The sequence below is a fragment of the Rhodoferax sp. ZS1R8 genome (assembly GCF_056521325.1).
On record NZ_JBWMBA010000001.1, the window covers coordinates 248119 to 267436 of the forward strand.

The following is a 19318-nucleotide window of genomic DNA, read 5'->3' on the forward strand; positions in this document are numbered from 1 at the left end:
CCCCCTCGGGGGGCAGCGAACCACCCGCAGCGGGAGCGTGGGGGCCTCTTCTCTTTAGCTCTTCAGGTCAAACCGCCCCACCAACTGGTCCAACGACTGGGCTTGCTCATCCAATGATTGTGCCGCCGCGGCGGCTTGCTCCACCAGCGCGGCATTTTGTTGTGTGGTCTGGTCGATCTGCGCAATGGCGCGGTTCATCTCGGCGATGCCTTCACTCTGCTCCAGCGACGCGCCCGAGATTTCTTCCATCACCGTGCTAACTTTTTCGACGGTCTTGGCCATGTCGGCGATGGTCTGCCCCGCACTGCGTGCCAATTGGGACCCTTCTTTGACCTGACGGGTCGAGTTTTCGATCAGCGCACTGATCTCTTTGGCTGCGGTGGCACTGCGCTGCGCCAGGTCCCGCACCTCGGCGGCCACGACCGCAAAGCCGCGACCCTGTTCACCGGCATGGGCAGCCTCCACCGCGGCGTTCAGCGCCAGGATATTGGTCTGAAAGGCAATGCTCTGGATGGCACCAATATTGGAATGAATGGCCTGCGTGCTCTGGCTGATTTTCTCCATCGTCAGCACCACATTGGCCACCACCTCTCCACCTTGGCGCGCAGCCAGCGTCGCGCTGCTCGACAACTGGGCGGCACGGGTGGAGCTATCGGCATAACGCTTGGCAATCGACGTCAATTGCTCGACATTGGTAGACGTGCGCTCCAGCGATGACGCTTGCTGCTCCGTGCGGTTGGACAGGTCCAGATTACCCATGGAGATTTCACGTGATGCGTTGGCCACCTGGGCCGAGCTGTCGGCAATCTCGCCCATGGTTGCAGCAAGCCGGGTCTGCATTTCGTGCAGCGAGTACAGCAGGCTGTGGGTATCGTTGTCGGCCAGCTCGATATCCATCGACAGGTCGCCATCAGCAATCCGGCTGGCAATGGACTTGGCATAGGCAGGCTCCCCACCCAGCTGGCGTGTCAGGCGTGCAATCACCCAGCTACCCACACCGATCGACAAGGCGATCAGCAGCAGCACAATGCCGATCACCCAGACGACAGAGGTCTTGTAGATCTCGCCGGTGTGCTGCATCGTGGCCTGGGCCGACTGGCCGCGCTGGGCGACCAGACTGTCGACAATCTTCTCGACCTTGCGCGTTTCATTGACGAGCCCAGCATCCTCGGACGCCACGTCGGGGCTCAACTCCATGAAGGACAGCGGCTGCTCCTTGACCAGCTTGATGTAGTCACGCAGGCGCTTGCTCCATTTGGCAATCGCCTCGCCCAGCTGCTTGGCGGTAGCCATCGATTCCTCATTGGTGGACAGGCCCTGGATGGTTTCGATTTTTTTGCCAACCTCGGCCAGGCTACCCTCTACGTCCTTGGCCAGCGTCTCACGCTCGGCCGCGGTGCTGGCGGTCAGCAACTGGGTTTGTGCACGGCTGGCGCGCAACACATTGCTGCGCACCTGTTCGGCCGCTTGGCCAGCCATATATTCCTGCTCATAAATGGTGCTGGTGGATGCGTTCAGACGCCCCATCTGGAACAGCGAGAACACGCCAATGATGAACGCGCCAGCCACGACAATGGCGAACGCCAGGCGCAGGCTGGCACGAACCGACATGCCGTCCGCTGCAGGATTGGTGGGCTTGAGCAAGCGATCACGCACGGTTTGCGCAACGCCTCCCAAGGCTTTCATTGCTTGGTTTCTTTGCGGCAGCCGGACTTGCACAATCGAATCGGCCAACGCGGGCTGCAAGTTCTCAGCTGAATCAGATTCCATCGTGCGGTTCCCAAGCAGAAGATGCTAAAGCATCAGGATAGCCGGGTTTTACGCACGCGTACCCATTTTTTCACCCATGCGGATGGAGCCACCAGGCGCCCATTGGGGGTTGAAAGCCAAGGGGCCGCGCGGAAACAAAAGCACCACGGTAGAGCCGAGCAAGAATCGTCCCATCTCAGCGCCTTGGGCCAGGTTTACACCACCATCTTTATACAGACGCTCCCACAAATGACCCGGCCGCGGCGGATTGATCTGCCCGTGCCAGACCGTGGCCATGCTGCCCACGACGGTGGCGCCCACAAGCACCTGCACAAACGGACCCTGCGGCGAATCGAACACGCAGACCACGCGCTCGTTGCGTGCAAACAGCCCCGGCACGCCACGCGCCGTAGTCGGGTTGACTGAGAACAGATCGCCAGGCACATAAATCATGCGCCGCAGTACGGCGGCGCAGGGCATGTGGATGCGGTGGTAGTCCTTGGGGCTCAGGTACAGCGTGACGAAGTGGCCATCCTCAAACTCCGCGGCCAGTGCTGCATCGCCACCCACCAGCGCGGTCGTCGAATAGTTGTGGCCCTTGGCCTGGAAAATCTGGTCTTTTTTGATGGACCCGAATTGGCTGATGGCGCCGTCCACGGGGCATAACAGATCCGCCTGTGCCAACGGGCGAGCGCCGTCTTTCAGGGGCCGGGTAAAAAAATCGTTGAAGGTCGCGTAGCTGGCGATGTCGGGATTGGCGGCCTCGGCCATATCGACGTTGTAGCGCTTGACGAACCAGCGGATGACGGAGGTCGTCGTACCACCGGCGCGGGCGCTGGCCAGTTTGCCAAGCAATGCGGTGATGGCTTGTTTGGGAATCAGGTACTGCGGCAATACCGCCAGGGTGTCGGACACGGCAGTTCCTTTATAGATGTTGGGACGTGTGGCGCGGGAGAATGCGGCCGGATTATAGTAAGCCAATGAATACTAACCCCACGCCTCCCGACGCGCGTGGTGCGCTGCCCCCCGTGGGGGCGCCCACTGCCGCGGGGCGGCCCAGCGGCAGTGGCACGGCACGCATCCCCCCGATCCAATGCCTGCTGACCTTTGAGGCCCTGGCCCGCCTGCGCAGTGTGACGCTGGCCGCCGAAGAGCAGTGCGTCACGCCCAGCGCGGTCAGCCACCGCGTGCGCCAACTGGAGCAGACCATTGGCACCAAGCTGTTTGGCCGCGCCGATTTTTCGCTGACCACCGAGGGTAGCGAATACCTGGCCCATGTGCGCGAGGGCTTGGCCAGCCTGCAGAAATTCCCCAGCTCGGCCGCAGCTCCCGGCAAGCGCAAGCTGCGGCTGGCTGTCACGCCGACGTTCTCACGCTCCATCCTGATCCCCCGGCTGCGCCAGTTTACTGAGGCCTACCCCGAGATCGACCTGACACTGCAAGTCTCCATACCGCTGCTGGATGTGGTGGCCGAAGACGCTGACTTGGTCGTGCGCTTTGGCCCCGGCCGCTACGCCGACATGGAATTCGTGTGCCTGGCCAAGGATGAAGTGACCCCGCTGGCCTCGCCCGCCTTTTTGCGAGAACACGGGCCGTTTGAGGTGGCCCAAGACCTTGGTGGGATACCCCTGCTGCGCAGCCCACTGGAGCCATGGCGCACCTGGTTTGCCGCCCGAGGCCTGGACTGGCCCGAACCTGTAGATGGCTCGCAGTTCAACGACATCGGCCTGATGTGTGACGCTGCCGCCGCGGGCATGGGTGTTGCCCTGGTCCGGATGAAACTCGGAGCGCCCTGGTTAGACAATGGCTCACTGGTCCGTCTGGGGAGCAACGATGTGTTCAGCCGCAACGTCCCGAGCCCCCATGCGCACTACCTTTGCTGGCGCACCGGGACTATGGACCGGTGGGAGTGCGTGGCCTTTGCCGATTGGCTTCGCCAGGTCACGGCCTGATCAACGCAGGCCTGGCCTTACACCGGGGCACCGGCTACCTGGTTGCCGCCCTGCGCGATGGCCAGTTTCAGCGCAGACGTTGCGCGCTCCATGATGTCCAACGGCGCGTCGATAGGCCGGGCGACCGCTACCCCGATGCTTACGCGCAGCGCACGCCCGATGGGCGGCAGCGCCTCAACAGCCAGGCGCAACCGCTCTGCAACAGCAACCAACTCTGCATCGTCTGCTCCGGGCAACAGTGCGGCAAAGCGACGCGACTGCATGCAGGCCAAGGTGTCATACCCGCGCGCCTGGGCCTTGAATGCACGAGCCACACGGCGCAGCGCATCGTCTGCCGCCACAGCACCAAAGTCTCGGCCAAAGTTGCGCAAGTGGTCAATATCGGCCAGCACCACGGCCAAGCGGGAATGGTTGCGCTCCACCCTGTGCAGCTCTTCCGCCAGTGACTGCTCAAACTTACGCTGGTTGTACAGGCCGGTGGTTGCGTCAATGGGGTTCGCGTGGGCCAAATCCGCGTTTTCGCTCTCCAGCTGAATCTGGTACTGCTCCAACTCCACCTGCATTTCCATCACAGACTGGTTCAGCGTCTCCAAATCGGAATTGGCCCGGCGCAGGGCTAGCAACTCCCCTGCCTGCCGCGCTAGAGCTTGTAGACCTTGAGCCATGGCTGGCGTCAATTGCCGCGGCACGCGGTCAATGACGCAAACGGTGCCTAGTGCAGCGCCAGAAGGCGACAGCAAAGGAGCCCCCGCATAGAAACGGATGCCATTTTCGCCCACAACCATAGGGTTGTGCATGAAGCGCGGGTCCAGCGTGGCATCCTGCACTTCCATGATGGCGGAGGGGTTGCGGATCGCGTGCGCACAGAAAGCCTGGTCGCGCGGCGTCTCCTCCACATCCATACCTACCCGCGCCTTGAACCACTGGCGATCTTCTGTGATCAGGGAGACCATTGCCGTCGGTGTACCGCATATCAGGGACGCCACGTTGACAATGTCGTCATAGGCCGGCTCGGGAGCAGTGTCCACCAACCGGTAGCTTTGCAGTATTTGCAGTCTTCGTGTTTCCTCGTCGAGACCGTTGTCTGTATGCAGACCCGCGAGCTGCGTTGCTTCATAGTCCGTGTCCTCCTCTGCGAGGCTGTTCAATCGGGTTGGGGCAAAGCCGGTTGTATCTGACATAGCTACTCTCATGGACGGATGGTTAACGACGATCGATGCGGCATGCTACCGCAGTCGACATTTGCCCGCTGACGATCTAATTTCACGAACTCGCTGCATTTCTTTCAGCTGAACATCGCAGTATTGGCCTACAGTTATCAAACACTATCTACCCGCACGCAATGATAAACGACGACAGTCAAATTCTGCTACAAAAAAAGGAGCTGCTTACGCGCGTGGTGCAAGGGCTAGAGGCCCATTTGCCTTCAAGCAGCCTGCTGTGGAACCGTGAAGACACCACGCCCTATGAATGCGACGGCCTGACCGCCTATCGCCAGCGCCCGCTGGTCGTGGCCCTGCCCGAGTCTGAGGCGCAGGTAGCGGCAGTCCTCAAAACCTGCTTCGATATGGGCGTGCCCGTCGTGGCGCGCGGTGCGGGCACGGGTCTGTCGGGCGGCGCCATGCCGCATGCGTTGGGCGTAACCCTGTCGCTGGCCAAATTCAACAAAATCGTCAAGATGGACAAGCGCAGCCGCACGGCCGTTGTCCAGTGTGGCGTGCGCAACCTGGCCATCAGCGAGGCGGCCGCGCCGCTGGGCCTGTACTATGCGCCCGACCCGTCGAGCCAGATCGCCTGCACCATAGGCGGCAATGTGGCTGAAAACTCGGGCGGCGTGCATTGCCTCAAATACGGGCTGACGCTGCACAACGTGCTCAAGGTCAAGGGCTACACAGTGGAGGGCAAGCCCATCACCTTTGGCAGCGACGCGTTGGACACGCCGGGCTATGACCTGCTGAGCTTGGTCGTGGGCAGTGAGGGCATGCTGGCCGTCATCACCGAAGTCACCGTCAAGCTGGTGCCCAAGCCCATGCTTGCGCGCTGCATCATGGCCAGCTTTGACGACCTGCGCAAAGCGGGCGATGCGGTGGCCGCGGTCATTGCGGCCGGCATCATCCCTGCCGGGCTGGAGATGATGGACAAGCCCATGACAGCCGCAGTGGAAGACTTTGTGCAGGCGGGCTACGACCTGACAGCCGAGGCTATTCTGCTGTGCGAAAGCGACGGCACGCCCGAAGAGGTGGAGGAAGAAATCGGTCGCATGGCGGATGTGCTGCGCACCCATGGGGCAACCGCGATCGCCGTCAGCCAGAACGAAGCCGAGCGCCTGAAGTTCTGGAGTGGCCGCAAGAACGCCTTCCCCGCCAGCGGCCGCATCAGCCCGGACTACATGTGCATGGACAGCACCATCCCACGCAAGCGGCTGGCCGACATCCTGCTGGCCATTCAAGAGATGGAGAAGAAGTACCAGTTGCGCTGCGCCAATGTGTTCCACGCCGGTGACGGTAACCTGCACCCGCTGATCCTGTTCGACGCCAACGACCCTGACCAGTTACACCGTTGCGAGTTGTTTGGTGCCGACATCCTGGAAACCAGCGTAGCGATGGGCGGCACGGTGACCGGGGAACACGGTGTGGGTGTGGAAAAACTCAACTCGATGTGCGTGCAGTTTTCTGCGGCTGAAAATGCGCAGATGCTGGGCATCAAACACGCTTTTGACACCAAGGGTTTGCTCAACCCCGGCAAAGTGATACCAACGCTGCAGCGCTGTGCCGAGTACGGCAAGATGCTGGTACGTGGCGGGCAGATCAAGCACCCGGATCTGCCGCGGTTTTAAAGCAGCCTGCGGTTGCAGGCTGCAATGACGATCTCGTAGTCGCTTATTTGGTTTCGGCGAGTTTGGTTTCCAACACGCCCTTTTGCCCTTGCGCTGGGTCTACGATTTGCAACTTGGAACGCGCGCTGCCGAAACCCATTTTCACTTCTTGCCACAAGTACAACAATGTTCCAGGCTTGGCGTCGATTTCAACCGAGCTTTCGTTTTCGGTTTTGGAGGTGATGGTGTGTTTGCCCGGCGCCACTTCCTTGTATAGATAAGTATTGGCCCCGGTCTGTCCAATCATTTGACCGTCTACTTCGACGTTCATCTTGATGGCCGCACCCATGGTTTCATTGCGGTAGACAAAAACACCGGCTTTGTCCTTGGGAGCCGTGAACGTTTTGAGGGCTGCGTCCTGCTTGGCATCACCCATATTGACCGTTGCACAGCCGACAAGGCTTAGGGCCAAAAAAGCTACAGCGACAAATTTCTTCATGGGAATTTTCTTTCTACAGATGTGTGACAGTTGAAATAACAAAAAGAGACCGGCGCAAGGGGCGCATCGGTCGGTGCAGATGTTAAATCGGTATCCCAGCAAAACGCGGGCTACCGCCACAAAAATCAGAAGCCAGACACGCCGGCTACTTGGCGTAACCGAGGTTCGGGTACCAGTTGGCCGGACGACCTTCTGGTGTGCTGTCCAGAACCGTCCATAGTGGCATCAGATCGGGTGCGCCGCGGGGGTCCTGACCCGGATCTGCGGTCTCGCCACCCATCTCACCACTCCAGAAGTGGCGGATGCTGCCATCGCGTCGCGTAAAGACATTGAAGGCCGGCACGTCTGCGTCGTCCGCGTTCACATAGTCTCGTGTGTAGTCACCGGCGGCATCGGAATAGAGGTTGAGGTGATGCCAGCCGCGCTCTTGCCTGAAGGCCATCAGGCGCTCGATGGGTGAACGCGCGAAGATGGCAAGCGCAATGTTCTGCTCGACATCCGGCGCCTCGCCATCCCAGGCCGACAATAACGAGGTACACATGGGGCACGGCCGCTCGCGCTGAGGGCCGAACATATAGCTGTAAACCGCCAGAGTTTGTTTGTCGCCAAAGAGGTCGGCAAAAGTAACGGGCCCATGCTCGCCGACAAACTGGTAAGGCTTGGCGACCATACCCCCCGGTGGCAGGGCACGGCGCTGCTGCGCAACACGTTCGATATGGCGGCGCAGTTCAATCTCTTCGGCCAGCAGCGCGGTGCGTGCAGTGCGGTATTCCTTGCTCTCGTTCGGAAAGCGCACTGCGTTCCTGGTTGCCAGTTCGGCGGCGGGTGGCAGGTGCTGTGGGGTGGTGGTGGTAGTAGTCATTACGTGGGTCCCTCTCTTGCTTCTCCATGTTCGGCATCCGGGACAGCCTAGGCAGTTAACAAGCGGTATCGGACAGGAATGCGTCGTGGATGCGGCGAGACCCAAACATTGACATTGCGCCAGGAACGGCTAGTTGACTGTGCGCCATGCCACTTAGCGGCCTGGATAAATAAAGTTCTGCCCACTCCGGCTGCCAGGGGTTTCAAGCTATGTCAGTGGCTTTTTTACTCGGGAAGTGCAAAGATTTGATGCGCGAAGGATTCCGGCTATAGACACATTGCAGTCATCCATGTTTCCAGAAAGCGGACGTTCAAATCACGAGAATTGTGGCTTCAACGCCATTCATAAACCGCTGGCGAAGCGCGTAGCGATTTGCCAGTCGGGCACGCAAGGCGTGCGAATTTGATGAATTTGTTGGGCTCTTGAGTTTGCTGATAGACCTCCGATCTATTTCGACGTCAAACCCTTCTGAGCGATCTTACTTCGCACGAAGTCCGGGAAACCATTCATCTTGCCCTCAAGTTGTTTGACTTGAAGGTGATTGGCCCTGGAAAAGTTTTCCCACTCGTCCTGCTCAGCCTTGGAGAAGTCCTCGTACTTCAAAGTAATTGACTGAAACCCGAATAACTCTCTAACCATGCTCTCTCCGATCCTCTTGCCAACAGCAGTGCCATACATTTTTTGCTGAAGTAAGAGTTCAGGCTCCTCAAGGTACTCTGCATACACTTGATAAAAACGATCATTGAGGCGCTGAATATCTTCCCGCTTAACAGGACGTCCTTGGATTCGTTTGTCGAGATCAATAGCGGAAAATATCGGGCTCCATGTTCTCGTAGAGATTGCTAACTTTGTGTCCCCGGTTTGATGCGCAGGCCCAACAATGTGTTGCGCAAAGCAAGACACAGATACCCATGCAATAAGCACTAACAACGTACCTTTCCAATTCATAGCTTGCTTCCTCATGCCCAACTTAATATAGTTTGCAAAACCCGGTTGATACATCCGGGCCCTGACAATACATTTCTAAAAAATTCCTGCAGGCCCGCGCGCAGCCTCGGTTTCTACGGATTCATACATTCTTTTGCAGGTATAAATATTTCGACAAACCCCGCACATTGCTTTTACCCGATTCTAGGCGGCAAGTGGGTCTTTACTCAAACTGGTCCACGCCCCTGAAGGACCGGTTTCACCCACATGAGACGGTGAATGCTCCGCAACGGCTTCTTTCTATATTTCCGTATTCTCGAGTATCTCAATTTCCTTTCGAAGAGCAGTAAGTCGAAACTCCGTTTTTTCGAACAGATGTCCTTTCGGCCAAATTAACCCGGCGCGAACCGCTCTCAATCGCAAGTCCCTCAGGTCATCCACGCGTCGCCACGCCCAGATGCGCCACCTCGGGATCATCAAGGACCACCACATCCAAGCAATGCAGCATCCGGACATGAGTAGTGCAAAAATTAACCCCAATTCCGGCAGGGTAGCCGGGTGTGTTGAGTTTGGCGGTAGAAAGATTGCCCATAAGACCATGGGACCGACCAACAGAAGTAAGGCCGGGATGTTTACCCAAATTGTTCCAATTAAGACTGCATTTCTAATTGTTGTGCGTTTCATTGATCAGTCTTGGTTTTCGAAATTCGTTGAATCTTCGTCACAACTGGACTGCCGCAACGAAAGTCTGCTTCCGCCCCACGGCAGCGCCGATAGCAGACACATTGCCGACTTTAGCGGCGCTCGGACGCAGTCCTTTAGCGTTTGAATTGACCGACCTGCGCGGACCTTTTCCCAGGTCCAGTCGAATGACGGGTTGGTCAACCTACTTTTGCAAGACGCCAGTATGCCCAGCCCATTGTTAGAGCGGCGCCACAGGCGGGAACGAAATCTCGCGTCATCATCCACCAGGGAAATTCGCCATAGTAGGCCCAAGGTTTGCGAGCCCACAACAAAACTACAAGTCCGCTCCAAACTACTGGCACTCCACAACTTGAGACTAGGGAAAGATGGCCTTTACGCCACACCGATGAGGCAATAAGGACGAGCAATGGCACCATAAGGTAGATGGCGCCCAAGATGATGAAATTGCCAACCCAGTCGTAGTAGATAGGGAGCGTCCCGGCCCAGAAGCCAGGCATTCGAAGAGCAATTTCGAATTGAAATATTAAGAGACCAGCAGTCAATGCCGCAATTGCGATCAAAAAGATGCGAGTAACAGTGTTCATTTAAGGTACTGCTTGATGATAGGAGTCATCATCGCTCGATTGGAAGACTTGCACAAATGACTGCTACCGACCCCAAACGGCAGACATCTGGGACCGCCACCCCAGATCCAAGCTACGCAATCTTCTCCAATGCCTCAGCCAACTGCGCCACCGTCCGGTCCACGTTGTGCAGCTTCTCCAGCCCGAACAGCCCCACGCGGAAGGTGCTGAAATCGGCAGGCTCATCACACTGCAGGGGCACGCCAGCCGCGGTCTGCAAGCCCTGCGCCAAAAACTTCTTGCTATTTTGCATGCCTGGGTCTTCGGTGTAGCTGACGACCACGCCCGGCGCCTTGAAACCTTCGGCCGCCACGCTGACGATGCCCTTGCTCTCAAACAGGACCCGCACCTTGGCACCCAGATCGATCTGCTCCGCCCGCACCTTTTCAAATCCGTAGTTGCGCGTCTCCTGCATCACTTCGCGCAAGCGGGTCAGAGCGTCGGTGGGCATGGTGGCGTGGTACATGTGGGCGCCGCCTTCGTAGGCTTCCATGATCTGCAGCCACTTCTTCAAATCGCAGGCAAAGCTCGTGCTGGTGGTGGCGTCGATCGCGGCGCGAGCGCGTTCGCTCAAGCACACCATCGCGCAGCAGGGTGATCCGCTCCAGCCCTTTTGCGGCGCGCTGACCAGCACGTCCACACCCGTGGCTTGCATGTCCACCCACATGGCGCCAGACGCAATGCAGTCCAGCACAAACAAGCCCCCCACCGCATGCACGGCATCAGACACGGCGCGCAGGTAGTCGTCGGGCAGCATCATGCCGGCGGCGGTCTCCACATGCGGCGCGAACACCACGTCGGGCTTCTCGCGTGCAATCGTGGCCACGACTTCATCCACGGGACACGGAATCCACGGCGCCTGTTTGCCCTCGCCCACGCGGCGGGCCTTCAACACGGTGGATGCGCTGGGGATGCGGCCCATGTCCATAATTTGCGTCCAGCGGTAGCTGAACCAGCCGTTACGGATGACGAGTGTTTTCTTGTCAGTGGCGAACTGGCGGGCCACGGCCTCCATGCCAAAGGTGCCACTGCCGGGCACCAGCACGGCGGACTTGGCGTGGTAGACCTCTTTGAGGATCGCAGAAATGTCCTTCATGACGCCCTGGAAACGCTGCGACATGTGGTTTAGCGCGCGGTCGGTGTAGACCACCGAAAATTCGAGCAGGCCCTCGGGGTCGATCTGGGGTAATAGTCCGGGCATGGCGGTCTCCTTGGCTCTTTGGTTTTAGGCAGACAACCAGCTTAGCATGGGCCGACAGCCCACGTAGCGCCCCTACCAGGTATCAATGCTGGGGCCTATGGCCGAGGGGTCAACCCGACCGGCCTGCAAGCCGCGCACCAACCAGGCGCGGGTGTCCGCCGGGTCGATCACCGCATCAATCTCCAGCATGGCGGCCATGTTCATCGCACTGCCGTTGTCGTATTGGCGGGCGACCAGTTGGTCGTACAAGACCTGGCGCTGGGGTCCTTCGGGCACGGCCTCCAGTTCTTTCTTGAAGCCAAGCCGCACCGCGCCTTCCAGCCCCATGGCGCCAAACTCGCCGGTGGGCCAGGCTACGGTGAACAGCGGCGAATGGAAGCCACCGGCCGTCATGCCCATCGCGCCCAGACCATAGCCCTTGCGCAGCACCACGCTCAGGAAGGGCACACGCAAGTGCGCAGCGGCGATGAACAGCCGGCTGACGTGCCGCACCTGGGCCGTGGCCTCGGTGTCCGGCCCGACCATGAAGCCCGGTGTGTCCACCAGGCTGACGATGGGCAGGCCGTGGGCATTGCACAGCTGCATGAAACGCGCGGCCTTGTCGGCGGCATCCGCGTCTATGGCGCCGCCCAGGTGCAGCGGGTTGTTGGCCAGCAGGCCTATGGGCCGACCTTCCACGCGGGCCAGCGCCGTGTGGATGCCTTTGCCGAAACCGGTGCGCAGTTCCAGCAGCGAGCCCACGTCGGCAACGCCCTGCAGCGCAGTGCGGATGTCGTAGACCCGCAGCCGGTTCTCGGGCACCACATCGCGCAGAGCCAGCGCGGGTGGTGCGGTGAAGTCCGTCGCAGGCCCCTGGAAGAACGACAAATAATGGCGCGCCGCGGCCACGGCCTGCGCTTCGTCGTCCACCAAAATGTCAATGACGCCATTGCCATGCTGCACGCTGGATGGGCCAATCTGCTCGGGTTTGAACACACCCAGGCCACCACCCTCCACCATGGCCGGGCCGCCCATGCCGATGTTGCTGGACTTTGTGGCGATGATGACATCACTGCACCCCAGCAGTGCCGCGTTGCCGGCAAAACAACGCCCTGCCGCGATACCCACCACCGGAACCTGGCCGTTGAGTCGCGCATAGCTGGCAAACGTGGCCATGTTCAGCCCGGCAACGATGGGCACATCCACATCGCCCGGCCGACCACCGCCGCCTTCGGCAAACAATACGACCGGCAGTTTGTTTTGTAGCGCAATGCCCAGCATGCGGTCGGTCTTCTGGTGGTTGCGCGCGCCCTGCGTGCCGGCCAGCACCGTAGCGTCGTAGGCCATGGCGACGATGGGCTGGCCGTTGACCTGACCCAAGCCAGTGACCATGCCGTCTGCGGGGGTGTTCTGGATAAGGTCCTCGGCGCTGCGGCGGCTACGCTGCGCGGCCACGGCCAGGGCGCCGTATTCGGTGAAGGTACCGGCATCGCACAGGTCGGCAATGTTTTCGCGGGCGCTGCGCAGGCCCAGGGCGTGGCGCTTGGCCATCGCCTCGGGGCGGCTGGCATCCAAGGTGAAGGCTTGACGCTCCAGTAGTTTCTGCAGGTCGGCTCGCGGGGCACCCGGCGCATCTGCTTCTGTCGCTGGGTTGGCGGAATTGTTTGGGGTGTTTTCGGGCTCTGGCCCTGGCGCAGTGTGCGTAAGCCGCTCTGAAATCAATAGCACCTCATCGGCATTGACCATCTCGCCCGGTGCAAACAGCAGCTCGGTGACACGGCCTTCCCGCTCGGCGCGCACCTCGTGCTCCATCTTCATCGCCTCCAGAACCACGACCACGTCGCCTGCGCGTACGGTGTCGCCACGTTGAACCAGCCATTGGACAACTTGAGCCTGCAAGGGGGAGCGGATGTGGGTCATGGCGGCATTGTGGAGCAAGCCCCGATGCGGCCGGGTCAAGCAAGCGACAGCCGCAAAGGGTCTATCCGATTTGCTCCACAATCGCGGCATGCAACACACCCCACTGATAGAAATGACCCGCGGCGGCACGTTGGAAAACCAGCACTTTGGCTCGCTCGCCGTCGTCGACACCCAGGGCAAACTGCTGGCCCATGCCGGCGATCCGCACTGGATGACCTTTACCCGCTCCACGCTCAAAGCGTTGCAGGCGCTGCCGTTTGTTGAGGCCGGCGGCCCGCAGCACTTTGGCTTCACGCCCGAGCACGTTGCGCTGCTGTGTGCCAGCCACAATGGCGAGCCCATGCATGTGCAGACCGCGCAGCAGATGCTGGAGAAAGCTGGCCAAACCTACAAGGTGCTGCGCTGCGGTTGCCACGTGCCCTACCACTTCGAGATTGCCGGAAAGGCTCCCAGCCCGAGTGAAACCTTTGATGAGCGCTACAACAACTGTAGCGGTAAGCACGCAGGCTTTGTCGCCTACTGCGTGCAGCATGGCTTAAGCCTGGACAACTACGAGGCGCCCGATCACCCGCTGCAACAGGCGATTCGCCGCGACGTGGCCCAAGTCGTGGGCATGGATGCCGCCGACCTGAAGGCGGGTGTGGACGGCTGCTCTGCACCCAACTACGCCATGCCTCTGTCACGCCTGGCCTACGGCTATGCACGCCTGGCCAGTGGCGCGCTTGACAGCCAGTTTGGCAACAGCTTTGCGCAGCTCAGCGCTGCGATGACTGCCCACCCAGATCTGGTCAGCGGCACCGGGCGCAACGACAAGGCATTTATGGAAGCCGGTAATGGCGACTGGGTGACCAAGGTCGGTGCCGACGGCGTGCAAGTAGTTGGCAGCACCACCCGCGGTCAAGCCTTTGCGCTGAAGATCATCGACGCCAACAAGCCCGCGCTATTTGCCGCCAGCGTCGAGGTCATGGAACAACTGGGCTGGCTCAATGACGCGCAACGCGAGGCCCTGCGCCCCTGGCGCGCCCAAGCCATCGTCAACGCCCGTGGCATCCACGTCGGCGAGCGCCGCCCGGCCTTTCAACTACAAACAACTTAATTACTGCACCCCACCATGACCAATACCAAGATCAGCTTGATAGGCGCGCCCACCGACATCGGCGCGGGCAGCCGCGGCGCCAGCATGGGCCCCGAGGCCATGCGCGTGGCCAACATCGCCCCGGTGCTTGCTGCGCAGGGCCTGGACGTAGTCGACAAGGGCAATGTAGTCGGCCCCAGTAACCCCTGGTTACCGCCAGTGGACGGCTACCGCCACCTGGCCGAAGTCACCCACTGGAACCAATCCGTGCACGACGCGGTGTATGCCGAGTTGTCTGATGGCCGCCTGCCCATCCTGCTGGGCGGCGACCACTGCTTGGGCATAGGCTCGATCAGCGCCGTGGCCCGCCACTGCCGCGACACCGGCAAGAAGCTGCGAATCCTGTGGCTGGACGCGCATGCCGACTTCAATACCAACACGCTGACGCCCAGCGGCAACCTCCACGGCATGCCGGTAGCCTGCCTGTGCGGCCATGGCCCCAAGGAGCTGATCGAAATCGGCGGCCACGTGCCGGCCATTTCGCCCAAGTGGATACGCCAGATCGGCATCCGCAGCGTGGACGAGGGCGAAAAACGTTTCGTGCACGAGATGGATCTGGAAGTGTTCGACATGCGCTACATCGACGAGATGGGCATGCGCGCAGCGATGGAGTTGGCATTGGCGCTGGTGGACGCCAACACCCACCTGCATGTGAGCTTTGACGTGGACTTCCTGGACCCTGCCATAGCCCCCGGCGTGGGCACCACGGTGCGTGGCGGCCCCAACTACCGCGAGGCGCAGTTGTGCATGGAGATGATTGCCGACACCGGCCGCCTGGCATCGCTCGACGTCATGGAGCTCAACCCCGCGCTGGACGAACGCAACCGCACGGCCGAGGTGGCGGTGGACCTGATCGAGTCGCTGTTTGGCAAAAGCACGCTGATGCGCAAATAACCACCGTGCGTGTGGCCCCACACAGACCTGGCCCACCCTTTCACCGGACACTGCGTGCTTTTTCGGGAGACGCATTTGATTCGATCGATAGTGGATACGGTAGTACCGGGCTTGGGTTCGCGGTTGGAGGGGTTGCAGTCGTTTGACTCGCCGGCGGGCGGTAAGGCATGTACCTATCACCACCGTTTCTCCAGCGGGCCCAAAGGAAATGCAGACCAGCGCGCTGTCATCGCGTCGCTGAAGCGCACTTCCGCCCTCGCCAAGAAAGCACCGCGTCTGCAGCAACTGCGCGTGTTGCGCAAGCACATGGACAATTTAAGTGCAGACCGCGTATTTGACGCGCAGTTCATACCCGTAGACGCTGGCGGTGTGCCAGCGGAATGGGTGGTCGCCCCCGGCGCTGACAGCCGCCGCCGTACGCTGTACATCCATGGCGGTGCCTGGGTCATGGGCAGCGCGCGCAGCCACCGCGCGATCACCACGCGTTTTTCCGAAATCACCGGCGGCGCCGTGTTAGCCATCGACTACCGGCTGATGCCCGAACACAGCCGCATGGATGGCATCGAAGATTGCCGTAGCAGCTACCGCTGGATGCTGGATCACGGCCCGGACGACGCCACCAGCGTCGCCCCTGCCAGCGCCGTGTATGTGGCCGGCGACTCTGCCGGCGGAAACCTGACGCTGTCATTGATCGCCTGGGTTCGGGACCAGGGCTTGCACGCACCAGACGCTGCGGTGGCCCTGTCCCCCGCTACCGATGGCACGATGGGCAGCCCCAGCTTGCGCACCAACTTGCACAGCGACGCGATGCTGGGCCCGGCGTTTGGCGCCCTGTCATGGGTGCCGCGCGCGGCACTGTTGGGGCTGTATTGGTTGCGTACGCGCATTCGCCCCAGCCACCCGGTGGTGTCACCGATTTTTGGTAACCTGGCCGGTCTGCCGCCCGTGCTCATACAGGCCAGCGAGGTCGAAATGCTGCTCGATGACAGCGTGCGCTATACCCACAAGGCGCGGGCCGCAGGCTCCGCGGTCACGCTGCAAACCTGGAGCAACATGGTGCATGTGTGGCACATCTTCGACCCCGATCTGGCCGAGGCCCGCCAAGCTTTTGATGAGATTCGAAAGTTCCTGGCCCGGCCCCGCCGGTTAGCCTAGGAACGAATTTCTACTTCTGGGGATACTGGACTACCTGCACATAGTTGTCACCCTTCAGGTAGCGCTTGGCGACAGTCTGTAAGTCTGCCAGCGTGATGGCAGCCAGCTGGTTTTCGTAATCCAGAATTTTGGCTGGATCGGTGCCATACAGGGCTGCGGACTGCAGGCGCGACGCCCAGAAGCTATTTTCGCGAAGGTTCTTGCGGTGCGTGGTCAACCAATTTTGCTTGACCTTGGCCCAGTCGGCAGCCTCGACCCCCGTCTCCTGGATTTTCCGGATCTCTTCCCAGGCAGCTGTAATCACCCTGTCCACGTTTTCGGGTGCACAGGGCAGCGTCAACGTCAGTTGGTAGTGCTCATACGGGGTGCGCACCAGGTTACCCCGCATGCCACCGCCGTAGATCAGCGTGAGCTTCTCGCGCAAGACGTCGATGATCTTGATGTTCAACACCTCGACCAGCGCGTTCACCCGCAGTTGCTCTTCGTCAGAATACGCCGCTGCACCCGTGAAGTTGATGGAGACCTGGCTCTTGGGCTCCGTGCCGGCTCGCACATCTTTCTTCACGATCCCGGTCACAGGGCGTATACCCAGGTCTTTGAAGTCGGTGGAAATATCTGGCGTGGGCAGGCTGGCCAAGTAGCGTGCAACCAGAGGCTTGGCTGTCTCGGGGGAGAAGCTGCCAACCATTACAAACGTCAAGCCCTTGGCACTGGAGAAACGCTCCTGGTAGATGCTGCGCATGCGCTCCATGTCGAGCTGGTTGAAGTTTTCCGGCCTGGGCGTGAGCAGCAGGCGCGGGTGGTTGTTGAACAGCGTGGTCTGCACCGCATCAAAAAACACAGACTCGGGGCGCGCCATCGCATTGCGAGCCGCATCCTGCGAGCGGGACACAAAAGATTGGTACAGGTCGGCGTCGCGCCTGGGGGGTGCAAACTTCATGCTCAACAGTTGAAGCGTAGTCTCCAGATCGGCGTTGCTGGATGAAGCAACGACAGCCTCGTTGAATCCGGCCAAACCGGCACTCACCGAGGTCACCTTGCCGGCCAGTGTTCGTTCCAAGTCGGTGGGCGCAAAGTCCGCCAGTCCCATCGCCTGGACCACGGAGCTGGCCATCGCCGCGTTGTACATGTCCGCCTGGCCATACAGGGACTGGCCACCGAAGCGGTTGGCGCCAATCATGATCTCGTCGTTTTTGAAGTCCGTAGGTTTGAGGATGACCTTAAGCCCGTTGGACAGGTCCCACTCGGTGGTTCCAAGTGCGGCATTGCGCCGCTCGGCGACGATGCTGCCCGCGGTGGGCAGCTTGGCCATCAATTGGGTGGCCACGGCTTTCTCAACCCGGGCGCTGACGGTGCGCTGCTCCGCCTGGCTGACACTGGTCAGCAGTTGAGCCTCGGTAGGCGTGGTACTTTCGGCACCCTCGTTGCCGGTGTAGGCAACCAGCTTGGCCGATTTCTCCGGGATCACCGTCTGCGCAAAACCGTTGACGTCGGCTAGCGTGATGGTGGGCAGCAGCTCCCGCGCATAGGCGAGCTCGCTGCCAATACCGGGAATGGCTTCCTGCTCCAAAAAGTTACGCAGGTATTCGGCAGCGTAACGCGCGGAGTCTGTCTTCTCGCGCTCAGCGTAGGCCTGCTCCGTGTTGCGCAGCAGGGTCTTCTTGCTGCGATCCAGCTCAGCGGCGGAAAACCCGAACTGCCGTGCACGTTCGTTTTCCTGCACCAGCGCATCGACTGCAGGCACCACGCCCTGGCGCCCCAACACTGCGCTTGAGCTGAAGGTTCGATAGCCCGGCACCAAACGACCCACGCCGCTGCCACCGCCCACAAACGGTGGGGTGGCCTGCTGGGTCAACTCTTGCATACGTTGCCCCAGCATGGTGCCAAACAGGTTCTCCACCATGGACTGGCGGTAGTCGCCCAACGTACGTACGGTCCGCGCGGGTTGCACGGGGTAGCGGATCATCATTGCGTTTCTGGTGGCTTCCTTGTCGGTCACGACAACGGCCTCCGAGTCAGTGCGTGCCGCCAGCGTGGGGTACAGGCGGGGCCGCTCGTTCTGGGGGTTTTTCAAAGCGCCAAAATGGGTTTCCACCAGAGCCTTGGCAGTGGCGGGCTCAATGTCGCCCACTACCACCACCGCCATCAGGTTGGGGCGGTACCAGTCTTTGTAAAAGCGCTTGATGGCATCGTGGTGAAAACCTTTCAGGCTCTCCTCCGTGCCAATGGGCAGGCGCTTGGCGTAAAGGGATCCGCTGAATATCTTGGGCATGAGGACTTTGTTCATGCGGTCCTGCGCTCCCTTTCCCAGGCGCAATTCCTCAAGCACGATGGAGCGTTCGAGGTCAGTATCGGCGTCATTGAAGCTGACGCCCTGTGCCCAGTCCTGTAGCACCAAAAAGCCTTTTTTGACGTTCTCGGGGTTCTCGGTCGGGATGGGCAGGATGTACACCGTCTCGTTGAAGCTGGTGTATGCATTCAGGTCCGCACCGAATTTCAGACCAATGGATTGCAGGTAGGACACCAACTCATGCTTCTTGAAGTTGGTGGAGCCATTGAACGCCATGTGCTCCACCACATGGGCCAGGCCGAGTTGGTCTTCATCTTCCAGGATAGACCCGGCCTTGACGACAAGGCGCAGTTCGAGTCGTTTCTCGGGACGGTTGTTCTTCTGAATGTAGTAGCGCAAGCCATTGGGCAACTGCCCCACCGTGACCTCGGGGCTGGTGGGCAGCGCATCGGACAAATTGAGCGCGGCCTGCACACTCCAGGCGCTGGCAAGTAGCGCTACGGTTGTGCACAGGTTCCGGATGAGCGTAGATGCCATGTTTTTCCCGTTGGTGATAATCCCCAAAGCTTAGCAGTAGCCATGCGTAGAATGTGATTCACCCACCCCCAACGC

15 protein-coding genes and 1 pseudogene are annotated in these 19318 nt (G+C 60.4%); 6 read left to right on the plus strand and 10 right to left on the minus strand.

What is annotated here, in order from left to right:
• Nucleotides 1-54: 54 nt before the first annotated feature.
• Nucleotides 55-1686 carry a methyl-accepting chemotaxis protein gene (locus AC097P_RS01195; RefSeq protein ID WP_479608535.1) on the minus strand — a complete coding sequence of 544 codons (1632 nt, stop codon included), beginning with the start codon at nucleotides 1684-1686 and terminating at the stop codon, nucleotides 55-57.
• A 132-nt stretch (nucleotides 1687-1818) separates the two neighbouring features.
• The gene (asd, locus tag AC097P_RS01200) at nucleotides 1819-2664 is read right to left on the minus strand and encodes an archaetidylserine decarboxylase (protein WP_479608536.1); all 846 of its coding nucleotides are present in this window, start codon (nucleotides 2662-2664) and stop codon (nucleotides 1819-1821) included.
• A gap of 65 nt (nucleotides 2665-2729) precedes the next feature.
• Here asd and AC097P_RS01205 point away from each other — a divergent pair, with 65 nt between their 5' ends.
• Nucleotides 2730-3701, plus strand: a complete 972-nt coding sequence (locus AC097P_RS01205; RefSeq protein ID WP_479608537.1) for a LysR substrate-binding domain-containing protein — start codon at nucleotides 2730-2732, stop codon at nucleotides 3699-3701.
• 17 nt (nucleotides 3702-3718) lie between these two features.
• Here the strand turns inward: AC097P_RS01205 and AC097P_RS01210 are convergent, their stop codons facing one another.
• Complete coding sequence (locus tag AC097P_RS01210; RefSeq protein WP_479608538.1) at nucleotides 3719-4882, minus strand: GGDEF domain-containing protein; 1164 nt, start codon at nucleotides 4880-4882, stop codon at nucleotides 3719-3721.
• Nucleotides 4883-5043: 161 nt separating this feature from the next.
• On the opposite strand from AC097P_RS01210, the gene AC097P_RS01215 reads away from it, so the two are divergent.
• Entirely contained in the window at nucleotides 5044-6537 is a 1494-nt protein-coding gene (locus AC097P_RS01215) for an FAD-linked oxidase C-terminal domain-containing protein (RefSeq protein ID WP_479608539.1), read from the plus strand.
• 43 nt (nucleotides 6538-6580) lie between these two features.
• Here the strand turns inward: AC097P_RS01215 and AC097P_RS01220 are convergent, their stop codons facing one another.
• The 3 genes from AC097P_RS01220 to AC097P_RS01230 form a co-directional block, all read right to left on the minus strand.
• Nucleotides 6581-7015 carry a DUF2846 domain-containing protein gene (locus tag AC097P_RS01220; RefSeq protein WP_479608540.1) on the minus strand — a complete coding sequence of 145 codons (435 nt, stop codon included), beginning with the start codon at nucleotides 7013-7015 and terminating at the stop codon, nucleotides 6581-6583.
• Nucleotides 7016-7160: 145 nt separating this feature from the next.
• Nucleotides 7161-7877 (minus strand): DUF899 family protein, encoded by a 717-nt coding sequence (locus tag AC097P_RS01225; RefSeq protein WP_479608541.1) that lies wholly within the window; start codon nucleotides 7875-7877, stop codon nucleotides 7161-7163.
• Between the two features lie 447 nt (nucleotides 7878-8324).
• Complete coding sequence (locus AC097P_RS01230) at nucleotides 8325-8825, minus strand: hypothetical protein (protein WP_479608542.1); 501 nt, start codon at nucleotides 8823-8825, stop codon at nucleotides 8325-8327.
• 478 nt (nucleotides 8826-9303) lie between these two features.
• On the opposite strand from AC097P_RS01230, the gene AC097P_RS01235 reads away from it, so the two are divergent.
• Nucleotides 9304-9633, plus strand: coding sequence for a hypothetical protein (locus AC097P_RS01235; protein ID WP_479608543.1), 330 nt, complete (start codon nucleotides 9304-9306; stop codon nucleotides 9631-9633).
• A gap of 52 nt (nucleotides 9634-9685) precedes the next feature.
• On the opposite strand, the gene AC097P_RS01240 is transcribed toward AC097P_RS01235, so the two are convergent.
• From AC097P_RS01240 to AC097P_RS01250, 3 genes and pseudogenes are all read right to left on the minus strand, one after another.
• Nucleotides 9686-10093 carry a hypothetical protein gene (locus tag AC097P_RS01240; RefSeq protein WP_479608544.1) on the minus strand — a complete coding sequence of 136 codons (408 nt, stop codon included), beginning with the start codon at nucleotides 10091-10093 and terminating at the stop codon, nucleotides 9686-9688.
• A 112-nt stretch (nucleotides 10094-10205) separates the two neighbouring features.
• Nucleotides 10206-11333, minus strand: coding sequence for an aminotransferase class V-fold PLP-dependent enzyme (locus AC097P_RS01245; RefSeq protein WP_479608545.1), 1128 nt, complete (start codon nucleotides 11331-11333; stop codon nucleotides 10206-10208).
• Nucleotides 11334-11405: 72 nt separating this feature from the next.
• Nucleotides 11406-13223: pseudogene (locus AC097P_RS01250) on the minus strand (carboxyl transferase domain-containing protein); the annotation flags it as partial.
• A 97-nt stretch (nucleotides 13224-13320) separates the two neighbouring features.
• Here AC097P_RS01250 and AC097P_RS01255 point away from each other — a divergent pair.
• The 3 genes from AC097P_RS01255 to AC097P_RS01265 all read left to right on the plus strand — a co-directional run bounded on the left by AC097P_RS01255 (nucleotide 13321) and on the right by AC097P_RS01265 (nucleotide 16416).
• Nucleotides 13321-14328 (plus strand): asparaginase, encoded by a 1008-nt coding sequence (locus AC097P_RS01255; protein ID WP_479608546.1) that lies wholly within the window; start codon nucleotides 13321-13323, stop codon nucleotides 14326-14328.
• Nucleotides 14329-14343: 15 nt separating this feature from the next.
• Nucleotides 14344-15261 carry an arginase gene (rocF, locus tag AC097P_RS01260; RefSeq protein ID WP_479608547.1) on the plus strand — a complete coding sequence of 306 codons (918 nt, stop codon included), beginning with the start codon at nucleotides 14344-14346 and terminating at the stop codon, nucleotides 15259-15261.
• Between the two features lie 75 nt (nucleotides 15262-15336).
• Complete coding sequence (locus AC097P_RS01265; protein ID WP_479608548.1) at nucleotides 15337-16416, plus strand: alpha/beta hydrolase; 1080 nt, start codon at nucleotides 15337-15339, stop codon at nucleotides 16414-16416.
• A gap of 10 nt (nucleotides 16417-16426) precedes the next feature.
• On the opposite strand, the gene AC097P_RS01270 is transcribed toward AC097P_RS01265, so the two are convergent.
• Complete coding sequence (locus AC097P_RS01270; RefSeq protein WP_479608549.1) at nucleotides 16427-19243, minus strand: M16 family metallopeptidase; 2817 nt, start codon at nucleotides 19241-19243, stop codon at nucleotides 16427-16429.
• Nucleotides 19244-19318: the final 75 nt, after the last annotated feature.